This is a genomic window from bacterium, from assembly GCA_013360195.1.
Taxonomy (GTDB): domain Bacteria; phylum Electryoneota; class RPQS01; order RPQS01; family RPQS01; genus JABWCQ01.
In genome coordinates, this window is record JABWCQ010000006.1 from 109,240 (window position 1) to 131,280 (window position 22,041).

Sequence of the window (22,041 nt, forward strand, 5' to 3'; positions counted from 1 at the left end):
TACTACTTTATGCCTCCGCCGCTGAATTCGACCTGCGCGGCCTTCTTCAACAGAGAAATCTGCCCCGCGTGATACAAATCATGATGAACGATGCCAAACAGATAATCCGAATAGACCGTTTCGCGCCCCGGAGGAGATTGATAGAGCTTCTCATTCGTTAAACGCGCCACTACGGCCAAAAGCTCCGCCTGCGCAACCCGCAGTGCGTTCAAGACGTGCTCCCACTCTGCGTCGTCGCCCTCTTCAGGTTTCGGGAAATTGTCCGCCTCGTCAACTGTGAACTCCCGGCTCTCCAGCCAATGTGTCACGGCGCGCTTCCAAGCGACCGTGTGCAGCGCAATTTCCCAAATCGAATGAACACCTTGCACATGATGGCGTTTGGCCATGTGACAATCCACGCCGTCCAATGCTTCCATCAGCGACGGTCCGTGCCACGCCTCACCTTCAAATGCCCGTTGAATTTGCTTCAGGTGTGATGCCAGTTCGTTCATGGTCAGAATGTATAGCTGATATGCACGGCCATATGTGCACGATGATTCACCGCCGCATCCTCGCTTTCGGGAAGCTCGGTCATCAGCGGCAGCGGATTGATCTGAAAATCGAATTTCTCGGAATGCCGGATGGTGCGCGCTGAACGGCTCGCATTGGCATAACCGAGCGCAAAACCCGCCGCTCCGCCGAATGCCGCCGCCATCGAAAAAGGAGCAGAGTCATTCGGCTCGCCGGCAATTACCGCCGCGGTGGCCAGCGTGGCAACACCAAACTCAACGAACAAAACCGTCAAACCCTGAGCATTGGTGAAATCCCTGTTGCGCAGCAAATAGTCTCCGACTCCTAAACCTAACACTGAGCCGGCAATCGCCAAATCTGCCGCTGTCTTGCCATTCTGATCTGTGGCATCGGCTATCGCGGCCGGTATCGCCGCTCCCAGAATTCCCACTCCGCGCAGTACGTAGGCGTCGCCGCGGGTGTAATGACCATGGTCGGCAAGCTGTGTTCCGGCAATCATTCCGGCGAGCGAACCGCCAAGCACCAGCGTGCCCGCTTCGCTCTGATGCTCGCCGTTCCACAAGTCATGACCGGCGGCCAATGCGGCACTAAGCCCCAGCCCGAAGTCTCCGCAAACCCCGATGACTGCGGCTTTGCCTTCTGTCATATTTGTTTTCGCGGCCCATTGATTCAAAGCAAGCCGTTCGCCAATGCTGACCAACGTTGCCCAGCCGTACGGAGCGCGCTCGCTGTCAATTCTCGGGTCTGTGGCATAATAGAGCGCCACGCCGTGTGCAATGCCGCGCGAACCGCCGTAGAAATCCATCATTGCCGTCGCGCGGGTGACGTTCGCATTTTCACTCGCGAAATAAGGGATGAGCACTCCAAGTGCCGTCACAAAAAAATATGTCGCGGCGGCTCCCGAACCATCTGCTTTTGTGGCAACTGGTACCGACCAGCCGTAAAATCCGGCCGAGAGTATCGCGCTATTGACAATCAGCCCGCCGCGGCCGCTCTGGTCAAACATGGATTGCGGCGAACGCTGCGATATCGCGATGCTGACCTGCTTCCGCAATTCATCCACTTGATGCTGTGTTTGCGGAATCCGCTTGCGTACAATGCTCGAATCCGTTTGCTCCAGCACTTCGAGAACATAGGTGCCGTCGCTGCCCCGATACATTCTTGCTTCCAGAAATCCGGCATAATCGGGAAATAAGCCAAGCTTGTTCTCCAATTCGGTCGTTATGACAAAGATCTTCCCTGTGGAATCGAGCGGCACGGCTACTTCCTCGCCCACGGCAATCAGCGTACTTCCCAACATCACGGCAAGCAAGATAATCGTACGCATCGCGGCCCTCATAATTTCAAAGTAACAAGACAAATAAGGCCAAAAATAAAGCGCTGTTTTACGGTCAGCAAACCGCGAAGCCTATTTCTTTGCAAACATGCTCAGCAGTCCCAATCCCTGTTCGAGCATTGTTGCACTCTTGTCGTTGACCTCTCCGTCGGGAGTAAGTTTGTCAACAATTACCGGCAGCGCCGCCGTCAAAATCGGCAGGAACTTCTGTAAGTCCATCCCGGACTCTTCGGCCAGCGCACTGACCTTCTCCTGACCGAATACACCGAGCAACTGCTCCGGAGATACCGGCAAATTGTTTCCCGTGCTCACCCATGACTTGGCCACATCGCCCAGTCCGTTGTTCTGAAACTGCTCCAGAAGTCCGCCGATGCCGCCTTTGTCCTTCGACATCATGCCTAAAACTGAACCCGCGAGGTTGCCAATGTTCACCTCACCCGACTTATCACCAAGAATGCTGTTCGCGCCTTTCAGCAAATCCATCATATCCATACCGTGCTCCTTTGATTAAGACCGCGAACCGGTCTCTGCAATCCACCTGTTGAACCACGTCCGCGCAGGTTCGCCGCCTGCCTGACGGACAATCATCGCGATCTGCCCGCGGTGGTGGGTGCAATGATCAAACGTGTGAAATATCAAATCCGAAATTCTGCGCTCTACGTTGTTGCCCCGGATGTCCGTATACCGAACCGTTCGATTCAAGTCGGACCCGGTCGCTCCGCTAAGCAGCTGCTTGTAGGCCGCCTCTATCTTCGGGATCTCATCGATGCATTCCGCAAGCGTGTAGTTCCTGTCGTCATTCCATCTCTGCAAATCGTGCTCGTGAATGATGTCATACACATACCAGTTGTTCTCCAGAATGTGCGACAACCGGATCAAACCGGCTTCCGGTACTTCCGGACAGGACTTCAACGATTCGACAGCCTTGCCGTTCGCCCATGTGCTGAAAGTGATGAGGTCGAGCAGAAATTCCTTCATTTCATTCCGCGCGCGGTTTCCTTGACCCATCTTGTAAACCACGTTTTCGCCGGTTCGCCGCCGCTTGCGCGCACGAGAGTTGCAATCTGCCCGCGATGATACGTCCCGTGATCCACAATGTCCGTCAGCAAATCGCTCACAAAGCGCTGTGTCGGCTTCCCGGCGGCATTGATATACTCAAAGCTCGATTCAAAATCGGCGTCCGACTTTCCGGTCAGATATTCTCTCCACGTCCGTTCGAGCTTTCCAATCTCTGCGATACACTCGCTCAGAGAAAGGTCTTTCAATCCATTGCGGTCGGCGGCTTCTCCGGTGGTCAGCAGTCCGTGAGCAACCCATTGCTCCTGCAAATAGTGACTTAAGAGGGCTACTGCACTCTCCGGAACCTGCGGGCACGTCCCAAGTGAAGCAACAACCTCAAGGTTTGCCCAATGATCAAAGTGGAACAGTCGAAGGTAGTAGGCAACAAGCATTCGTGTCGGTTATCGGTTGCATTCTTCCCCGCGGCGCAGACGCGCCGCAGGGAATCATTGGGTCCAGCGCCTGCGCTGGTCAGTCGTCAATCTGCGCTCTTTGCAGCTTGCCTGAGTAGTCAATGTAACAGGCCTTGGTCTCTGAATAGAATTCGTAGACCTCCCAGCCGCCTTCGCGGTGGCCGTTGCCGGTGGCTTTCATGCCGCCGAACGGCATATGCGCTTCCGCTCCGATAGTCGCCGCATTGATGTACGTTATGCCGCTCTCGATATCACGGAAGGCACGGAACGCACGGTCAACGTCTTTCGTGAACACCGCGCTCGACAAGCCGTATTCGATGTCGTTGCAGACCTTCAGAGCCTCGTCAAACGTCTTGATCTTCAGCACGGATACCACCGGCCCGAATATCTCCTCCTTCGCGATGCGCATCGTCGGCTTGACATCGGTGAAAATCGTCGGCTCGTGGAACCAGCCGTCCGCATGCTCACCCTTCGTCAGAGCCTTGCCGCCGTAGGCGAGGGTTGCGCCCTCCTTTTTGCCGATTTCGACATACTCCATCACCGTCTTGCGCTGGCTTTCGCTCACGCACGGCCCCATGGTGATGCCTTCGTCATTGCCGTAGCCGATTTTCAGTTTCTTGGCCGCCTTGATGTATTTTTCAACAAACAAATCGTGAATTCCCTCTTCGCAAATCACGCGCGACGTCGCCGTGCAGCGCTGTCCCGTCGTGCCGAAGCCGCCCCAAATCGCGCAGTCCACCGCGTGATCGATATCGGCGTCGTTCATGACTATCTGCGCGTTCTTGCCGCCAAGCTCCATCGAAACCCGCTTCAACATGCCCGCGGCTTCCCGGCCAATCACCTTGCCCACCGCCGATGACCCCGTGAACGAAATCACCGGAATGTCCGGATGAGACACGATACGTGTGCCCACTTCCTTGCCTGAGCCGTGAACGATGTTTATGATTTCCGGCGGGAAGCCCGCGTCCAGAATTGCCTCGACCAAATTGTGCGCGGAAAGCGGAGTCATTTCGGCCGGCTTGAACACCACGGTGTTCCCGCACATCAGCGCCGGAATAATCTTCCAGGACGGTATGGCCATCGGGAAATTCCACGGCGAAATCAATCCACACACCCCAATCGGCATGCGAATCGTCATGTTAAACTTGTTATTTAATTCCGACGGTACCGTCTTCCCGAACATGCGGTAACCTTCTCCCACGGCGTACACTGCGGTGTCAATCGCCTCCTGAACATCGCCGCGAGTCTCGAATATGGGTTTGCCCATTTCGCGCGTCATGTCAAACGCGTATTGTTCCTTGCGCTCGTTCAGAATGTCCACAAGTCTGTAAAACAGCTTGGCCTTCTGCGGTGCGGGAACCAGCCGCCATGTCTTGAAAGCCTTCTGCGCCGACTTCACTGCACGGTCCACATCTTCCTTCGGGCTGTGGGGAAATGTGCCAATCAAGTCCGACCATTGCGCCGGATTCCGATTCTCAATGATTTCGCCGTTGGAACCGTCGCACCATTTGCCCGCGATAAAATTCTGATAAACTTTCGTTTTGCTCTTGCCGCCGTTTGGGCTGACCTTCTTCTTCTTATCTGTCGCTGTTGCCACGCTAATTTCTCCTGACCTGTATTCTTGAAGGGAAGTCCTGAACCTCCCGGATAATTCAAAGCTGACTATAGCTCTAAATACTACGAAATTAAACCCCCAGAGTCAACCCGCATTTACCTCCTTTATAACTATAAAAACAGTAGCTTACGTTCAAATTCACGCCCCGTGGCGAGGCAGAGGCCAACCCCGCAAAACAGAAACGGGGCGAACCACGTTCCGGCTCGCCCCGTTTTGGTTGAAAACTGCGTCGTGATTAGCAGCCGGGACCGCCGAGGACGCAATTCGTCTTGCAGGCCGCCCGCATGGCAGAGGTGACGAATGGCACCAGCGTCCAAGCCGAAGGACCGGGACAGGGTGTCACTGCACAACCGCAGATGTTGAACAGGTCAGGGCACGGGCAATAGGTCTTGCACTTCACGAAAATCATGAAGAAGCACCTGCCTGTCATGGGCGGTGAAGGCTCGGCAGCGCATTGACAATAGATAATCGTAAACACCGGAGCGATAAACGGGACGAACGTACATCCTGAGCACCCCGTCGGATATGAGGGCGTCGGGGGTCCAATCGGCGGGCAACAGAAGGCCGGGTCAGGAGGTACAGGCGGGTCGCACGGGCAGCCCAGCCAGCAGGCCGGATTGCATGGGCACCGCGTCAGTGGCGGCGAGGTACACGCTGGCGGGGCACCTGCTCCCGTTGACGTGCAGAACGCAATGCTCTTCAAACGGCAGCAGATGCTCGGACAGAACCAGTCGTCCCACCACCCCCACCACAGCCAGCCAAACCATGCCGCGGAAACTCCGCCGTTGTTCGGCTCCAAATAGACCTGCTGATTGCCAAAGAACATCAGCGTGTCCATCGTTTCATTCCAGCCGCGGCCGTCAATCACTCCAACGTCGCCTTGCACAGGATCACGAGCAAAAGCTGCGTGCTCAACAAACACCTTCCGCCCGTCAATATGCATCCAGTGTCCTGCGAATCCGTTGATGGGAGAATAACCTTGGTTGTACAGATCGCGCCGATCCTGCAGCAGCATGTTTCCCGCGGACGGACCAATACCGGTTGCATTGAGCACCGTCTGAATTGCGACATTGTCCGGCCCGACAGCCCACTCGATCTGGTCCACGGTGTATTCGCCAACTTCAGCGTATTCCCCGTTCGGTCCGGTGGATTCTCCGAGTCCGATCGTCGATCCCACCCAAGGCCGCACAAGTTCGGGCTCGCGACCGCCAAGCACTCGCAGCTGATACTCCCTGAACGGTTCGCTGCCCGGATCGAAGAAGTCGGCTGGAATCGGTGGTACATCAACCAGCGTTTGAAACGGATCGAAGGCGTTGTCGCGGTATTCTATTCGCACCATGTCCGACGGAAGAAGGCCGCCAAACCAGCGCAGCCGCACGCCGCCGTTGTCGGGCTGAGCCGTAACGGTAATGGGATTGCAGGACACCAGCGACAACTGAATCATCTCGATTTCTATCTCGTACGGCCCTGTTGTATAGTTCGCGCCCCCGACATGAAAGTAATACCGATAGGGTCCGAACTTGAAATCCGAATCAAACCACGTGGCCTGATTGGTCTGATCTCCGCACAACGCGATTTCGCGGCCATCTTCAGTTACAATTTCGCAGTATGGATGCAGCCCTTGACCCGCCGGACAACTGCCATTCGCCGCGCTGCCCCGCAAATGGACTCGAAGTGCCGACGGAAACGGTACTTGAAATACATAGTAGTCGCCGTCCATCGGACAGGCAATCTCACCGCAAAGTGTGATACTGGGTCCCGGTATCACTGTTGATCGTTCGGCATCGTCGTTCGGCTCCGCCTCCTGATTCGGACACGCGCATACGGGCGGCTGTGTCGGATAAATTGCCTCGAGTGTGTATTCGAGCGGTGTCTCAACTCCTGTAAACACCGAAGGTGCCATGAAGACTGCGTATGTTCCCGGATTCAGCAACGGAACAGCGAGATTCGCCGGTGTGCAGGGAGGAGTGTTTGTGGATTGGACAAATGACGGCGCGACACAGTCATCCAAATTCACAATGCCGATCGTCGCCGGAAACTCCGTCTGTGCCATCAGGTTCACAGGTCCCGGCATGGTCATCTTGAACAGAAACCAATCGGTGTCGCGATAATTCAAACCGCCGTCGGACACATAGGTAAAACTCCGTCCTGACACCATCGCCCCCGAGCATATTCCGTCGAAGCGATCGAGGTTGTATTGACCATCCACAGTCTCGTTATTGCAGCCGCCGTTACAGTCCTTTTTGTAATGCGTCGGTCCCGGAGTTTCAAAAGCGCACTCGGTAATCGCGTGCGGCGGTACCACAACATCACAGGGAGTGTCTTCGCGCACTTGGATGACATACGGGCCGAACGAAGATGCACTGAACCCGTCCACGACGATGTAGTAGTTGATTCCGGGTAACATCCCAACAACCACTCGCGAACTTAGCCCGCACGCGTCATCGTTGCAGGCAACCGGATTCGCGCTGCTGTTCTGGAACACCATCAGTTTTGTGTCATAGCTTGAGCCGCACAGCTCTATGACCACCTGCTGCGCAACGGGCGGAACGTATCGATACACAACATCCGGAGCTGCCGACACCGGACAGCCGCCGAAATTCGTATCATAGTCATGAATTGCCCCTGCGGTGCTTCCGGCGTCGTTATACGGTATGACCGGAATCAGTGTTGCGCTGACAAAATTTTCGCCTCCCTGGTCAAGCCTGTGCTCGGGCTGCCGGATTTGCTCGTGCAGCTCTGCATAGAGTGCCGCGATAGCATCCGATTGACCTTGCGCCTTCAACGCGAGAATCTCGGTTATTCGTGTGTCTTCGGCCGATTGGATTCCCGCCTCGAAGAGTCCCTCCGCATTCCATTGAAAAACCGCCTTGGCCTGACTGGCCGCGGCGGTTTCCAAGTAACCCACGCAAACTGTGTTTTTTTTGCTGAAAAAAGGCGCCATCAAAATCAGAATGCCGATGCCCAGCCCCAAAATCCTCCTGAGACTTGCCATAACATGCCCCTGTCTTTCTTGCCCGTGCGGAGGCCCCAGCACTGGCAGTTTAGTGACTCCATCCTTTTCGTTGAAGCGCCTGCAAATGGTCCTCTATCTGTGAATGATTCTCCAATCTTCCTTCCAATATGCCCCTAAATGCGGTGCTTGATAGTCGGCAAGAGTCAGAATCGGGGCGGACTCCGATGGAGTGCCGCCCCGTTGCCTCTCCCCAGTCTTCTCGGATTACGGTCCGACCGCAATCACTTGATAGTAAACTTGAGTTTCCGGTGCGTTTGCCTGATTCGCGTGAACATATCCCGGAGTATTGACTGTGGTCACATCGCTCCAAGGTCCGCCAAAATCAGGCGACCGCTGCACGATATAGCTCACCGCAACAGGAACAGCACTCCAGAACAGATGAATGTCGTCGCCAATTCGCAGGATGGTCAGGTCCGACACCGCCGGTGGAATGCCCGTCGAACGCGCGGACTCAAGCCCCCAATAGTCCAGTTCTATCGGACCGCTGGCAAACAAGTGCAGGCTGTAGTCACCCGCTGATGAGGGGCTGCCCAGTCCAAACACAATCTCCTCTGCACCGCCCGACAGCAACGCATTGTGGGTTGTGTGTTCATAGCCGGGAGACTCGACGAAAATTTCTGTTCCCGCGACTCCATTGACAATCCCGACATATACCTGCATATCTTCCCACCAATAGGTCACAACAGGAATCGTGTACTCGGCAAACAAGTTTTCCACTCCCCCGGAACCTATGAACTTCGGCGCTGTGGTCAGGTCGAATCCGTCGTCATCGGTATTCTGAATCGTGTGACTATTGGCGACTATCGAACCAAATTCATCCGAATTCCCTGACGTCCATCCGACGGCGAATCCCGCAAACGTCTCCGGATTTGACGGACTGGTGTCGAGCGCCGGTGGCAAGGGCGGATTGGTTGATGTCGCTTTGACATTGAACGAATCACTGCGGCTGTGTACAACATAGATGCCGTTGCTCGCCCCACCTGAGTCAATCCGCCGCTGATTCTGTCCATTCACGTAGCCTGCGGAACCCGGGACATTCCAATTCCATTGCGACAATCGTATCCACTTGCCGGTCGTATCCTGGCACAGAACTTCGCAATTCCCGCAACTTCTGGCCGGACCGCTGAATTTTAGATCAATGCGCCCGCCCGGTGTTACTTGAATTGTATCGGACTTGCAGCGTTTTGGCAAACTGAAAGACCGGAAATAAGTCTGCTTTCCGACCCATCCCGCGGATTCAGCGGAGTCGGCTCTCGCCTGTGCAGCCGCGGCGGCGGCGCGTGCACGTGTGCGGGGAGACTTCGTCGGATCAGCCGCAATTGCATCTTGCGCCTGAGCCGTTGCCCCTGAAGCGGATGCGTCATTGCGCAGCACCTGGTCATAGGTGCGATTTGCAATGTTGATTGCTTCCTGAAGACTTCTGCCCATGCTAAGCGCGCAGCACTTTGCATTAAGCCAGTAATTATAGCCTCCGTCTCCTGGATTGCTGATGGTGGAATTCTGGTCATTTGTCGCTGCGGATGCTGTGACATTACAGCCTTTCGTGTCCAAACTGTCCTGAATTTCCTTCACCATAATACCGCTGAAACACTGACCAAACTCCACATCCAGGTTGCACAGCCCCGAATCCACCAGCTGCTGCATGCTCTGCCGGAACTCGCGTCCTGTGTACAGGGTGTCTCCGCCGTTCGCTGAATGAACCATTGTGATTCCCCCCTGATTTCCTCCATTGTTCGGATCACCGTGATTCGAGACGACTACCTCCACCATCGGGCACTTGCCCGCGCGTTTGCATGCCGCTATCTGAGACGAAAGGGCGGTGAAATGCGCCTTGATTTTCGCTTCCCAGCAAGAGTCAACAACTCCCGCCGGAATGTCATTCATTCGTGTATGGCCTGTCGGGCGGGCACCTTTATAATAAAATACTTTCGTCCGGTTCTCGCACCATTCGTGGGAACGCTTGTAGCAATAAAAATCCGCCAGGTCGTCCCAATAGTCTGCACGGTTTGAACCACCTGTTGAACCGCGCGTTACCGCACTTCGGCCTTGCCAGCCGCCTGATATCAAAACTGCAAACTTGCATGTATCGCACGTCGCACTCGGTGTCCAAGCCACTGAGTCGCGCCAGTTATCGATCAAGGTAGGGAGCGCCGGCGATAAAACGGCTATTGCTATCGGCGTAAACAGCAAATCCCACCCAAATACCGGGTCTGTAAGCTGTTCACCAACGATTCCTCGCAGTTCAAGCCAGGCGCCTTGCTGTTGAAATGGGTCGATGGAAATCCCGCCATCAAGAACCATCGTATGGAACTGCGGCTGCTTCCGCGTTATGGTATAAATCTGAAAGTCATGCACTAACGATCCTTCCGGAGTGGCGAACGCAAGCAGCGTGATTTCCTGCCCGACCAGTATGTCGCGTTCAAGATAAACTTCCGGAATGGTGTAGACATCATCCACGCCCGTGCACGGCACGCCGTCGTCTTCCAGCATCAGCGTGAAACTTCCGGTCTGCCCGCCGAAACCCTGAACCAGTATCAAGTACTGTTCACCCGCAACCGAGCACCAGCTAACCGAGCTGCTCAGGCCGCAAACGTCGTCGTTTCCGGCCACACAAACCGGTGCGTCGCACGTCCCGGAAAACACATTGATCTTCGTGTCATAGTCCGCACCAAAACATGTGTGCGCGGTCATCGTGTTACCTGTTCCAACTGTCACATACCAAACACCCGGAGCGGAAATAGACGTCCCGCAGTCCGGCACGTCGTCATAGGTTGCGTCGGTTGTGAATCCTGTTACGGCCGTCCACGGTTCCAGGAACAAAGGGTCGGCGCACAAATCGTTCGGCGGAGCCGGTTCTGCCGGTTGTATGACAAGTTCGTAAATACCCTCATTGCCCCCCCAGCCGTCCACGACAATCAAAATCTGCTGACCTGCAATCAGTGGAAGCGCAGGAATTTCTGACTGGAATCCGGTCACACCGCAGAAGTCGTCGTTTCCGCACAGCAAATCCGTTGGATTTTCCGGCGGACCGGGGCTCGGAACATAGATAAGCAGCCCGGTATCATAATCCGAACTGCAAAGCGATATTCTGTAACTTCCCGTTGACGGCGCTGTATAAAGATACGTTACATCCGGACCGGAACAAGTCGCAAACTGGTCGAAATATCCTTCCCAGCACGGATTCGGCGGATATTCCAAATCCGCAACGTTGAAATCATTTTGATACCCAACCGTTGTGCCGCTTGCAGAAATGGACGGATCCGGAGGCAGTAGCGTTGCATCCCACCAGCCTTCACCACCCTGGTCAAGCCGACCCTGCGGCTGCCGCCTGCTGTCTGCCTGCAGTAACTCATTAAGCTGCGTGCGAAGGTCATTGTACAGTGCATCGCTGCTTGCCGCGGCCATTTCTTGGTACAATTGCTTCACCTGCTGTGTCCGGCTATCCGCAGACTGCTCTGCCTGAATCATAGGCTCGCGACCCAGCAGCAATCCCATCATTCCCAGCCAAATTATCCGAGAATTCATGACCGCTCTCCCCATTAGGTTATCGATATTGAAAAATAGCCGCACTTCCATGAATTCGCAAGCCATTCAGGGCAAAACGAAAAAAATATCCAAATTCGTGTCATTTGCGTAAACCCCTTGATATCTATGGCACTTGAAATGTCAGTTCTAACCCGGTCCCGCCGACTTTGTACCGCTTGTGACAAAAAGAGAGGCAAACAAAAACCCCTCGAATTCTCGAGGGGTTCGTCCAGAATTATACTCTCTGTTTGCCTTCACTCGTCCTTCATCACCGGATTTCCCTCTGCGCTGGCGACATAGGCCGCGCACGTCATGTCGCCCGTAACGTTGATGACGGTTCTTGACATATCCAAAATTCTGTCCACACCGAGGATGATGCCGATTCCTTCACCGGGGACTCCCACCGATTGAAGTATCAAGACTATTACAGGCAAGGATCCGCCGGGCACTCCGGCAGTGCCGATTCCCGCGATAATCGCTGCAAACACGACCGTCGCCTGTTGGCCGATGGACAGATCCACTCCGAAAAATTGCGCCAGAAATAACACGACGATTCCCTCGTACAGCGCCGTTCCGTTCTGATTGGCCGTCGCGCCGAGTGTTAACACGAATCGCGATATCTTCGGCGGAAGCTTCAACTCCTCTTCCGCAACCCGCAATGCTGTCGGCAAAGTCACATTGGATGAACTCGTCGAGAATGCCGTAAGAATCACGTCCCGCATTCGGTGAAAAAACTTCCACGGATTCACCTTCACGAAAAACCGCAGCACAAATCCGTAGACTCCGAAAAACTGCAGTGCCAGCACTCCCAGTACAACGGCCACGAATTTCCCCAGGATAAACACCACATCCACGCCAAGTTTTGCCACCACACTGAACACCAGCGCCGCCACGCCGTAAGGCGCAAGCTTCATCGCCAGTGTAATCATCTTCATCACAACTTCATAGAATCCGCTCAGCCACTCCTCAAATACTCTTGTCCGCTCCGAGCGCACCAAGGCCAACGCCACGCCCACGAACAGCGCAAAGAACATCAGTGCCAGAATCCCGCCGCCTTGATACCCGTCTTCAAACGCCATGGCTGCGTCGGCCAACGGATTGCGCGGTATGATGTCCAGTATCGTCTGCACCCAATCCTTGCTCTTGCCCGCGTTCTCGACTGCCGACGTGACTGTCTTGCCTGTCATTGCCTGCATCAAGGATTCCCGCGCACCTTCGTCCAGTCCCGCACCCGGCTCTATCCAGTTTGCCGCTGTTATCCCCACCAGCACGGAAATTGACGTCGCCACAACCGTAAATGCAAACGTCCGTATCCCTATTCGACCCAGGGCTTTCGCGTCTCCCAGCTCGGCAACTCCCAGCGCCAATGCACAAAAGATAAGTGGTATCACCGTCATGAAAATCAGCCGCAGGAATATCTGTCCGACAGGGGAGAAAAAATAACGGATGGCCTTGTCAAGACCCGCCGAGTCCCCTATCGTCAGATTTGCAATCATTCCGCCGACGATGCCGACGATTAAGCCGATCAATATCTTCTTGTGCAATGACATGACGTTTCCTTATTTAACCAGCAATAGCTTCACCCGCGACCGGTTCTCCACCGTTGTTACCGTTGCCCAATAGACCCCGGAACCCCAATGGCTTCCGTCAATCCCGACATAATGCACACCGGCGCTGAACTCATACTCACCATGAGTCGCTTGCCGTCCCAGAACATCATGAACCTCCACAACGACACGGGCAGGGCGGGGAAGAGCCAGCCGCAATTGCGTCGTGCTGTTAAACGGATTCGGGCCGTTCAACTCCACACCGAATACCATTGGCAGACCGCTCTCTGTCGCCGCTGCAATCGAATCGTAAACCACCAGTTGCCGCACTTCGAAACTCACGCGGCTCGTGTCCGGACGCAGTGACGAGGCAACCACCCACCACGTGTATTCGCCTGCCTCTATATTCATCGGAAGCGTGCGTTCCTCCTGCGTGTCAAAAGTCATGTTTATCGACTCCCCGACCAGACGAAGCTGGTAGGTCACCCGGTCGCCCGGGTCATCGTCCCGCGATTCGTTCCACGCAAATTCAACGACATCTCTCGTGTGAATGCGTTGCGCTTGAAGCGGCGTGGTCAAATTGAACGGACGCGGAAGCGCGTAAGGTCTCTCTCCCGAATACAATCCAATATCAGACCGCGTTCCGTCCCTGTCGTTAGGAAGCATCGAATCTCCCGCGTGCACGGCAAGCGAGTTCTCAAGTAAGCGGTAATCCCTTGCGGCGAAGTCCACGAAATCCGGTTCCCCGATGAGATTGAATCCAAAATCACAAGAGTCTCCGTTGAAATTCACTCGTTGCGGCATTCCCATTGAATCCACGGCGCTTCCAAAGCTGCCGTCACTAAGACAAAACGTAAACTCCAGACTCGTTTCATCACTGGGAACGAGAACGAAGTCCTCATTCCCTGCAAACAGAGACGAATTCGCGGTCACAAATGCATTTCCTCTGGCGTGAATGAGTCCACCAAGGGGCGGTGCCGTGTTGTTGACGAACGTACATTTCCTGGCTATCATCCCGCTGCCCGCCAGGTACACTCCGCCGCCGACTCGCGTGGCGTTATTGCTGTCCAGCAAGCAATACTCAAAGTCGATTCCGCCTCCGTCCGCATAGACCGCGCCGCCGTCTTCCGCGCGATTTCGGTACAATTCAGAGTTGGAGAGCTGCGCGAATCCGCTGCCGCCAATCCACAGCACACCGCCGCCGGCGTCCGCGCTATTGTCAAGACAAAGAAGCGAGTCTCCCGAGTACACGCCGCTGTCAACACCGATTGCTCCGCCAAAAAACGAGCTGTTTCCCCTGTAGACACTTCCGAAGTCGCTGCACTCTGTCCCGTCAATGTACACCGCGCCGCTGCCCTCACTCGCTCTGTTAAACCGAAACTCCAGCTGTTCAAATACCGCCGGAGAATTTCGCTGCAGAATCGCACCTCCGATGACCGCGCTGCACGAGTCAAATGAACTGTTCGAGATTATCCCGCACTCGCTGTACACCGCTCCGCCGCCCTCCGCCTGATTCCTCGTGAAACTGCACCTGTCGATAATGGTTCCGCCTGTGCAATGCAGCGCGCCGCCCAGTGACTCCTGGTCATCCGATTCCGCAACCGCAGAATTTCCTGCAAACTCACACTTCGCAATCCGTCCGCTTCCGCCGCTGATGCAAACCGCGCCGCCATGCTTCGCCGTATTCTCGTCAAATCGGCATTCCTCCAGTGTGACAGCCATCAAAGTCCGCGAGCAGATTGCTCCGCCGCATCCGTCAGGATTCGTGTTGTTCGTGAATCTGCAATTCTCTATTGCCGCGCCGCCCGTTGAAATCTCAAGTGCAGGCTCACCCGCTACGCCCTGTATTGTGCAGTAATCAAGATGCGATACCGTGCTGCCCGCGATGCGAACTCCCTCCCACGTCGAGCCCGGCAGCTCAAAATATCTGTCAAACAGAATTGAATCCCGCGCGGTTCCGAAGGCCAACAGTGTTCCTTCAATTTCCAGCCCCGCCCCCGGTGCAAACAGCAGCCGCGACCCGCCCATCAGCACCAGCGTGTCACCCGGCTCTACACGCACCGTGCAGCCAATGATATAGTCTCCCGGATACCAAACACCCCATTGCGGTCCGCAATGCTCGCCATGCGGCAATACCGCGTCACTCTCAAAAGCTCCCATATCCGGCCAGCTTCCGTCCGGTGATATCCGCGCGGCTCCGGCAAAATCCAAACCTCCGGCAAAACTCGTGTCCGCGCCGAACAAACAAGAACTCTCATTCGTGAGTCGAAAATCTCCCGCGCCTGCATCGGCAAAGTCAGGGTCTTGCCTGATATTTCGCAGCGAGTCGCACGGCACGAGCGCAACGTTGAGTTGCGAGTCATCCAATAGTCCGTCCGGCACGAAGCCCGTCAATTCGAGGCCGCCAACGGCATACACGTTTGTAAACGAAAGCTGCGGTACCGCAAACTGCGCAAAATGTATAAGCGAATCCCCGCCTGTGATAATGGAACTTATCACCCGTCCGGCTCCCGCGAAATGTAAAGCAGAGCCCTCATCCGCGAAGTTTCCGCTTATTGTCTCGAACCGAAACTCCGGAGCAGTTCCGCTCGCGCAGAATGCGCCGCCGCCCCGCACTGCGCTGTTCCCGCTCACCACCGAATTTGCAGTGATGCTCCGCGCGCTCTCGACAAAATACAAACCTCCGCCATCCTCGGTCGCTGCGTTTCCCGTAATCACCGTGCGGGAGATCGTCGTTGTGTTGTTCGTCCCGCGCGCTGCAATCCCTCCGCCCACTCGCGCCGTGCATGTTCGAATGGAGCACGACTCGATCACTCCTCTGGCGTTATCAAGATAGATTCCGCCGCCTTGGTCTGCCGTGCTGCTCTCTATCACGCTTCCGCGCACGTAACCCGCCGCTGGAACTGAGCGCAGCCACAGTGCGCCGCCGCGCTGAAACGCAAAATTGTCCGCGAAGTAACACTCACTGATTCGCGGGGTCACTCCGCTCTCCGTCACTACTGCTCCGCCGCTTGTAATCGCCTTGTTGTCAACAAACCTGCACCGCTCAATCGTCACCGTTCCGCTCGTCCGCGCCAGCACCGCACCCCCCGCGCCGAACCGCGTGCTGTCTCCGATAAACTCGCAATCCCGTATCGTCAGAGTCCCCGCTTCCCGCGAGTAGATTGCGCCGCCGTCAATGCGCGCCCGATTCCCGAAGAACGAACACGAGTCCATTTCAACTTCGGCAAAATACAGCTCAAGTGCGCCGCCGTAGCGCTCTTCATTGCCCGAATTGGCAAAGCCGTCTTCGAACACCACCTTGTTCAATCGTGACACCGTTGCCGTGTTGCGAAACCGAAGTCCTAAATGTCCGTCACTCGCATGATACGGCAATCGATGCACACGGATCGAGTCGTCGTTTTCGCCGATTGCCAGCAGCGTCCCGTTGATTACCAACGAAAATCGCCCGGAAAAGGCCACAACCATTCCGGGCGAAATCCATAAAGTCTCAGCAGCGGGAACCCACGCAAAACTGTCTATCACCACCGTATCCGCCGGAGTGCCCCATACACCTGACACAGCGCCGCGAACGGAGAGAGCTTCACTGCGCGCGATTGAAACTACTCCTCCAATCGCCAGCAGAAGCAAAAGTGCCAACCGGTTTATTTGACGAGCACGGCCGGTGCGCATACCTTCATGCCCTGTGCGCGCAGCTCAATCATGTAGAGTCCGCTCGCAAGTCCTGCGTGCCCGAATTGCTCGACGTGTTCGCCCGCTGAGTAATGCCCGCGCGCGATCACCGCCGCTGTCCGGCCAAGAATATCGTGTGCCACCAGCTCTATCTCCATCGGACTGCTCAGCGTGAACGGAATCGTGGTGACCGCGTTAAATGGATTCGGATACGGCGAGCCCAATCGGAAATCGCCGATTACAACAGGTCTCGTTCCAACGTCTGAGGTTGCGACAAGCTCAAAATCTATCTCATCCGGAAATTGCTCGCCCTGCTCGATTGTAATCGGCTCCGGCTCAAGGTCGTCTCCATACACATCGTACGGCTCTCCTTCGTCAAACTGAAGATTCGTGTTCAAGTCCATGAATGCGTACGCATAGTATACACCGAAACTGTCAACAATCGCCGTATAATCCCCGTTACCTGTGTTGTTGAACAGGACGCCGCCGCCGCTCGGAAGACCCTCAAACGAATTCGTGCGGTGCGCAAAAACGTAGGTCGCGCCCGTCTCCTCACCCGCATACGTCACCGTGCCCGAGAATCCGCCTGTGTTCGGTGCCGACAACTCAATATCGATATCCTCAAGGTCCTCCACTACCTCAAGCGCCTGCGGGAAATCCCCCCCGTAAAATCCGCGCGGCTCGTCAAGGTCAGGCAGCAAGTTGATGTTCATATCCTGAAAGGCAAACAAAAAGTAACTGCCTTCATCCAGGTTTCCCTGTGAGTAGTTCCCGTTGAAAAGATTCGCCAGCGTGATGTAAAATGTGTCCAGCGTTACCGGCACTGTATACACAAACACCAGTGAAAATCCCGACTGCCCGGTCACGGTTCCGGAAACTTCAAAACCATGGCTCATGCTGAGCGGCAGCAACAAAGCGAGAAGTCCGATCCTGAGTCGGCGAATCATAAAGCCTCCAGTTTGGCTCTGTTCCAGGAGTGATAAATTGAATGATTTCAATATAAACCAAAAGAAAACAATTCTCAAGCACTTTCGGCAATTCGCGAAGATTGCCCGCAGACCCTGTTTTAGATGCCCTCCCAAATCTCCTAAGAATTTCCTGACCCTTGAAGTCCCCATTCAACTATGGTATATTAACTGTTTGCCATTGAGCAACTTCTGTCAGTCAATCACAGTAAACGATCCCGTAACCCCATGCGCCACTTCATTGTAATTTGTGGATTCGCCTGCCTGATTCTTTCAGGGGTTTTCCAGTCCGCAATTGCCGAAATTGACACCCTCTGGACGAGGACCTACAATTTCGGTACCGCTTCAAGCTTCTACGCCGCCACCGAGCTTCAGTCAGGAGGCTTCGCCGCCGCAGGATTCAAACTCAATGGATCCTACGATGACGCAGTCATCCTCAAAGTGGACCCCCTCGGTGACTCTTCTTGGGCTCAAATCTATGGAGAAGTCGGTTCAGGCGAGCGAGCCTTTGATATTGCAGAACTTAACAACGGCACGCTGGTCATTTGCGGCTACAGCCTGTCCACCCTTTCGAGCTTTGTGGCGGGCTATACCCCGAACGGGGAACAGCTCTTTGCCAATAACTTCGACCCCCCCGGAGCAAGTCAGGCCAGCGCTATTTTGCCCGCTGAGGACGGTGGATTCTGGGTCCTGGCTCGCAAAAACGTCAGCGGCAACGAGCTCGATTTCTGGCTCATCCGCTGCGACCAAAACGGCGACAGCCTCTTCTCAAGAACCTTCGGAACTCCCGGTTTCGACATCCCCGATGAAATCCTGCCCGGTTTCGACAATACGATTGAGCTCATCGGCAGCGCCCGCGACACCACCAACGACCGCTACAGCTTCTATCAAGTCACCACCGACTTGGACGGAAATTTCATCCGCCAGAACGTCATCGGCGGACCACGGTGGGAACAGGCGTTTGCCGCGACTCACGACACGACAACCGGTGATATCCTGATTACAGGCGAAATCCGCGACACCGTAGGAGCAGACCGCAACGCCCTCGCTGTGCGGCTCAACTTCGCCGGCGAAGAACTCTGGACTCGCGAATATTCCGGCGGTCGCCTCAGTGAGCGTATCGGTGGAGTCGCACCCTATCTCGAAGGCGGAGCGATGTATGCCGGACAGACCGGCGGCAGCGTCAGTTCCTCCCAACTCTGGCTCATGTCCGTTGGCTCCAGCGGTGATACGATCTGGACGTGGACAGGGACGGAAACCGGCCGAAACTTCGAAGACCTCATTCGTGTTGCCGACGGCGGCTTCATTGCCTGCGGACGTGCCTTCATCGGCGGCTTCGATAAAGGACTCATCTGGAGAATCAGCCCGCCGTCAGGTATCTCCGGAATTGTCCGTGACCGCGTCACCGGCGAAGTCGTTGCCGGTGTTCGTGTTCAGGCTGCCGAACTTCCGCAGTACTCGCTCTCCGACACCGTCGGTCGATTCACTCTCTCGCTTCCTGCCGGTAATTACACCCTGTTCACCGGCGGACCCTGTTTCTCCGGCGATACATTGCACGACATTGAGGTCATTGCCAACGAAAACACTCTGTCCGACATCACCGTCGGTGTTGCGCACATGACCATGCTCCACTCGACCATCAATGTCCTCGCACCAAACCGCAGCATCGGTCACAGCGACTTGGTCGTCCACAACGCAGGCAGCGGTGACCTGGTCTATTCCTTCGAGTCCATTCCCCTGTATCCCGCCGAAGATTGGCTCCGCGTTGATCCGCCCGCCGGCCGCGTCGCTCCCGGGGATTCACTGGTCGCACAGGTCATCGTCGAAGCGGATACGACCGATGATGGAACCTACGACTACTTCGGGCAAATCCGCCTGCATTCAAACTCCTGCCCCGATACACTGATCGTTGTCGAAGTGCTTGCCGTAATTCTCGATGCCGGTGAAACCCCCGCACTGCCTGCGGAATTCGCCCTCTATCCGGCCTATCCGAATCCCTTCAACAGCACGACGAATATCCGCTTCGGAATTGACCGCGAAACCAACGTCTCCCTGACTCTCTACGATGTCACGGGAAGACAGGTCGCCTCGCTCATCAACAACCAGCGGCTTGCCGCAGGCGAACATAACCTGCGCTTCCAAGCCGGGAACCTCGCGTCCGGTCTGTATTTCGTGAATCTTAACGATAACTCGCGCAGTCAGACGCAGCGCTTGCTCTATATTCGTTAGAGTCGTCCGCACCTTCATTCACGCAACGAGGTAACCATGATGCCCGCACTGCTTCTTCTGTTGCTCCTCCCTTGTCTTGCCTTCGCACAGCCCGACACGACGTGGTCGCAGACCGTCGGTCTCAACAACCGCTCCTACTTCTACGATGTCATCGTCGTCAATGACAGCGTTATCGTCGCCTGCGGAAACTCACAGACCGTCAACGGAAACGAAGTCAATCGCGACTTTCTCATCGCCGGATTCTCCCTCTCCGGAGAACTCCTCTACGCGCACACCCTGCTCGAATCCAACAACACCGAACTGCTCGAAGGACTCTGTTGGCTGGGCGGAGATACCGTCATTGCCGTCGGGGCAACCGATGTGCAAAACGATATTCTCAATATCTTCGCCTTCAGCGCGTCGTCCGGTGATACCTTCTGGACTCGTGCTTACACAGGCGCCGGACTCTCGCGGGCACGCGGTGTTATCAAGCTTGCTGACGGCGGTTTTGCTATTACGGGCTTCAAACTCGGTCCGCAAAACCGCTCCGACCTTTGGTTCGTGGTCTGCGAAAGCGACGGCGACACCGTCTTCACTCGCTCTTCCGGCAACACCGCCACAGATATCGGCAATGCCTTGGTCCAACTCCCCAATGGCAATATCCGTATCGCTGCGCTCTGGCGTGAGATTCCCACGTCCGACTACGACCAATGGGTGAGAACCTACGACCTCGATGGTAACATCGTCGGCACCGATGTCTTTTTCGGCACCGGCGGTGATGATTTCGTGTATAACGTCTCCCTCGACCCCGAAGGAAACTTCTGGCTCATCGGCCGCACCGCCTCCAGCGGAGGTGCTGGGTACGTTTCCGTAATTCCAGCGACCGGCCAAAACTATTCCCTGACCTTTGCCTCCAACGGTTTCGCCGACCAGTTCTTCGACGGTATTCCGTGGTTCGGCGGCATGATGTTCGCCGGCCGCTCTGGAAATCAGGCCAGCTACTCCTCGCCCTTCATGCGCTCCATCGATGAAGACAATCAGTCCATCTGGACATGGCGCTACGGCGCGGCTGGAACCGATGTCGGCTTCAATGCTATGGCCGTATTGCCCAACGGCGGAGCCGTCGCCGTCGGTTCACTGGCGCTTGCCGAAGACACGTCCGTGGTCTCCGCATATGTCCTGACCATTGCTCCGCCTGCGGGTGTGCAGGGAACCGTCACCGGCATGAGCGACGGTGAACCGGTTATCGGAGCGCGTGTCAAGGCCGCTGGGGACAGCCGCTACACCCTGACCGATGTCAACGGCGAATACCGTCTCGAACTTGCGGCAGGAACCTACGATATCGTCGTCACCGGGGACTGCATCGAATCCGACACCGTATTCGGTGTCACCACCGTGGAAAATCAGCTCGCTGAAGCGAGCTTCGAAGTCGGACAGCCCGCCTACGATTTTCTCCAATCAAGCATTAACATCATCGCCGAAAACGAAACCGTCGGCGGTACAACTCTCCTGCTCGGAAATTCCGGCACGGGTGTCATGTCCTACTCCATTGAAGCCGTCGCGCTTGCCCCCGTAGGTTCGTGGATTTCCGTCCAACCCTCCGTCGGCACCATTGCCCCGGACGAGCAAATACAGGTCAACGTCATCGTCGAAGCCGACACCACCAACGACGGCATCTACGAATTCTTCGGTGAAGTCACCGTGCACACCAATGCCTGCCCCGACACCGCCGTCACCTTGCCCGTCCTCGTCACCGTACTCGAAACCGGCGACCCCGCGGCTCTCCCCGGAAATTTTGCGCTCTCGACACCATACCCGAATCCCTTCAACAGCTCAGCCACTCTAACTTTAAGCATTCCTCTGGAAACCGAGCTGCGTCTCGATGTGTTTAACATTGAGGGAAGATGGCTAAAAACCGTACAAGATGGTCGAATCCCTGCCGGCAGCTACAATATTAACATTGACTTAACCGGTCAAGCGTCCGGCCTCTATCTCTTGCGGGCACATTCGCCAAGCTTCTCTGCTACCCGCAAACTCCTCTACGTCCGGTAGAGGCTCCGCTCTTTCGTAATCTCGCTCTTCTGAATACCGCCTAGTCGGCGGCCGGCCCGGGATGGGTCCCGCCCGGACCAAATGTTCTTCTTCATTGTCACCGCATCTCAGAAAGGATTCGCC

General features: G+C 55.7%; 13 protein-coding genes. 2 read left to right on the plus strand and 11 right to left on the minus strand.

Annotated elements, in window-relative coordinates; genetic code table 11:
* Positions 1-2 precede the first annotated feature (2 nt).
* The 11 genes from HUU59_06235 to HUU59_06285 all read right to left on the minus strand — a co-directional run bounded on the left by HUU59_06235 (position 3) and on the right by HUU59_06285 (position 17,640).
* Positions 3-491 carry a DinB family protein gene (locus tag HUU59_06235; protein NUO19032.1) on the minus strand — a complete coding sequence of 163 codons (489 nt, stop codon included), beginning with the start codon at positions 489-491 and terminating at the stop codon, positions 3-5.
* A gap of 2 nt (positions 492-493) precedes the next feature.
* Complete coding sequence (locus HUU59_06240; protein NUO19033.1) at positions 494-1,837, minus strand: hypothetical protein; 1,344 nt, start codon at positions 1,835-1,837, stop codon at positions 494-496.
* A gap of 81 nt (positions 1,838-1,918) precedes the next feature.
* On the minus strand, positions 1,919-2,338 hold the full coding sequence (locus HUU59_06245; protein NUO19034.1) for a DUF937 domain-containing protein: 420 nt from the start codon (positions 2,336-2,338) through the stop codon (positions 1,919-1,921).
* Between the two features lie 15 nt (positions 2,339-2,353).
* Positions 2,354-2,824 (minus strand): hypothetical protein, encoded by a 471-nt coding sequence (locus tag HUU59_06250; GenBank protein NUO19035.1) that lies wholly within the window; start codon positions 2,822-2,824, stop codon positions 2,354-2,356.
* Complete coding sequence (locus tag HUU59_06255; GenBank protein ID NUO19036.1) at positions 2,821-3,297, minus strand: hypothetical protein; 477 nt, start codon at positions 3,295-3,297, stop codon at positions 2,821-2,823. Before HUU59_06255 ends, HUU59_06250 begins: the two co-directional genes overlap by 4 nt.
* 79 nt (positions 3,298-3,376) lie before the next feature.
* Positions 3,377-4,915, minus strand: a complete 1,539-nt coding sequence (locus tag HUU59_06260) for an aldehyde dehydrogenase family protein (protein NUO19037.1) — start codon at positions 4,913-4,915, stop codon at positions 3,377-3,379.
* A gap of 253 nt (positions 4,916-5,168) precedes the next feature.
* Positions 5,169-7,928 (minus strand): hypothetical protein, encoded by a 2,760-nt coding sequence (locus tag HUU59_06265; protein NUO19038.1) that lies wholly within the window; start codon positions 7,926-7,928, stop codon positions 5,169-5,171.
* Positions 7,929-8,153: 225 nt separating this feature from the next.
* On the minus strand, positions 8,154-11,474 hold the full coding sequence (locus HUU59_06270; GenBank protein ID NUO19039.1) for a hypothetical protein: 3,321 nt from the start codon (positions 11,472-11,474) through the stop codon (positions 8,154-8,156).
* A gap of 254 nt (positions 11,475-11,728) precedes the next feature.
* On the minus strand, positions 11,729-13,024 hold the full coding sequence (locus tag HUU59_06275; protein ID NUO19040.1) for a dicarboxylate/amino acid:cation symporter: 1,296 nt from the start codon (positions 13,022-13,024) through the stop codon (positions 11,729-11,731).
* Between the two features lie 9 nt (positions 13,025-13,033).
* A complete protein-coding gene (locus HUU59_06280) occupies positions 13,034-16,660 on the minus strand; it encodes a right-handed parallel beta-helix repeat-containing protein (GenBank protein ID NUO19041.1) in 3,627 nt (1,208 codons plus the stop codon).
* A 5-nt stretch (positions 16,661-16,665) separates the two neighbouring features.
* Positions 16,666-17,640, minus strand: coding sequence for a hypothetical protein (locus tag HUU59_06285; protein ID NUO19042.1), 975 nt, complete (start codon positions 17,638-17,640; stop codon positions 16,666-16,668).
* A 246-nt stretch (positions 17,641-17,886) separates the two neighbouring features.
* On the opposite strand from HUU59_06285, the gene HUU59_06290 reads away from it, so the two are divergent.
* Together HUU59_06290 and HUU59_06295 are read left to right on the plus strand one after the other, a co-directional pair.
* Positions 17,887-19,887 (plus strand): T9SS type A sorting domain-containing protein, encoded by a 2,001-nt coding sequence (locus HUU59_06290; GenBank protein NUO19043.1) that lies wholly within the window; start codon positions 17,887-17,889, stop codon positions 19,885-19,887.
* A 39-nt stretch (positions 19,888-19,926) separates the two neighbouring features.
* Positions 19,927-21,918 carry a carboxypeptidase regulatory-like domain-containing protein gene (locus HUU59_06295; GenBank protein ID NUO19044.1) on the plus strand — a complete coding sequence of 664 codons (1,992 nt, stop codon included), beginning with the start codon at positions 19,927-19,929 and terminating at the stop codon, positions 21,916-21,918.
* Positions 21,919-22,041 lie beyond the last annotated feature (123 nt).

Coding starts and splice junctions, on each gene's coding strand:
- HUU59_06235 (NUO19032.1), bottom strand. CDS start 491: ATGAACGAACTGGCATCACACCTGAAGCAAATTCAACGGGCATTTGAA.
- HUU59_06240 (NUO19033.1), bottom strand. CDS start 1,837: ATGCGTACGATTATCTTGCTTGCCGTGATGTTGGGAAGTACGCTGATT.
- HUU59_06245 (NUO19034.1), bottom strand. CDS start 2,338: ATGGATATGATGGATTTGCTGAAAGGCGCGAACAGCATTCTTGGTGAT.
- HUU59_06250 (NUO19035.1), bottom strand. CDS start 2,824: ATGAAGGAATTTCTGCTCGACCTCATCACTTTCAGCACATGGGCGAAC.
- HUU59_06255 (NUO19036.1), bottom strand. CDS start 3,297: ATGCTTGTTGCCTACTACCTTCGACTGTTCCACTTTGATCATTGGGCA.
- HUU59_06265 (NUO19038.1), bottom strand. CDS start 7,928: ATGGCAAGTCTCAGGAGGATTTTGGGGCTGGGCATCGGCATTCTGATT.
- HUU59_06270 (NUO19039.1), bottom strand. CDS start 11,474: ATGAATTCTCGGATAATTTGGCTGGGAATGATGGGATTGCTGCTGGGT.
- HUU59_06275 (NUO19040.1), bottom strand. CDS start 13,024: ATGTCATTGCACAAGAAGATATTGATCGGCTTAATCGTCGGCATCGTC.
- HUU59_06285 (NUO19042.1), bottom strand. CDS start 17,640: ATGATTCGCCGACTCAGGATCGGACTTCTCGCTTTGTTGCTGCCGCTC.
- HUU59_06290 (NUO19043.1), top strand. CDS start 17,887: ATGCGCCACTTCATTGTAATTTGTGGATTCGCCTGCCTGATTCTTTCA.
- HUU59_06295 (NUO19044.1), top strand. CDS start 19,927: ATGCCCGCACTGCTTCTTCTGTTGCTCCTCCCTTGTCTTGCCTTCGCA.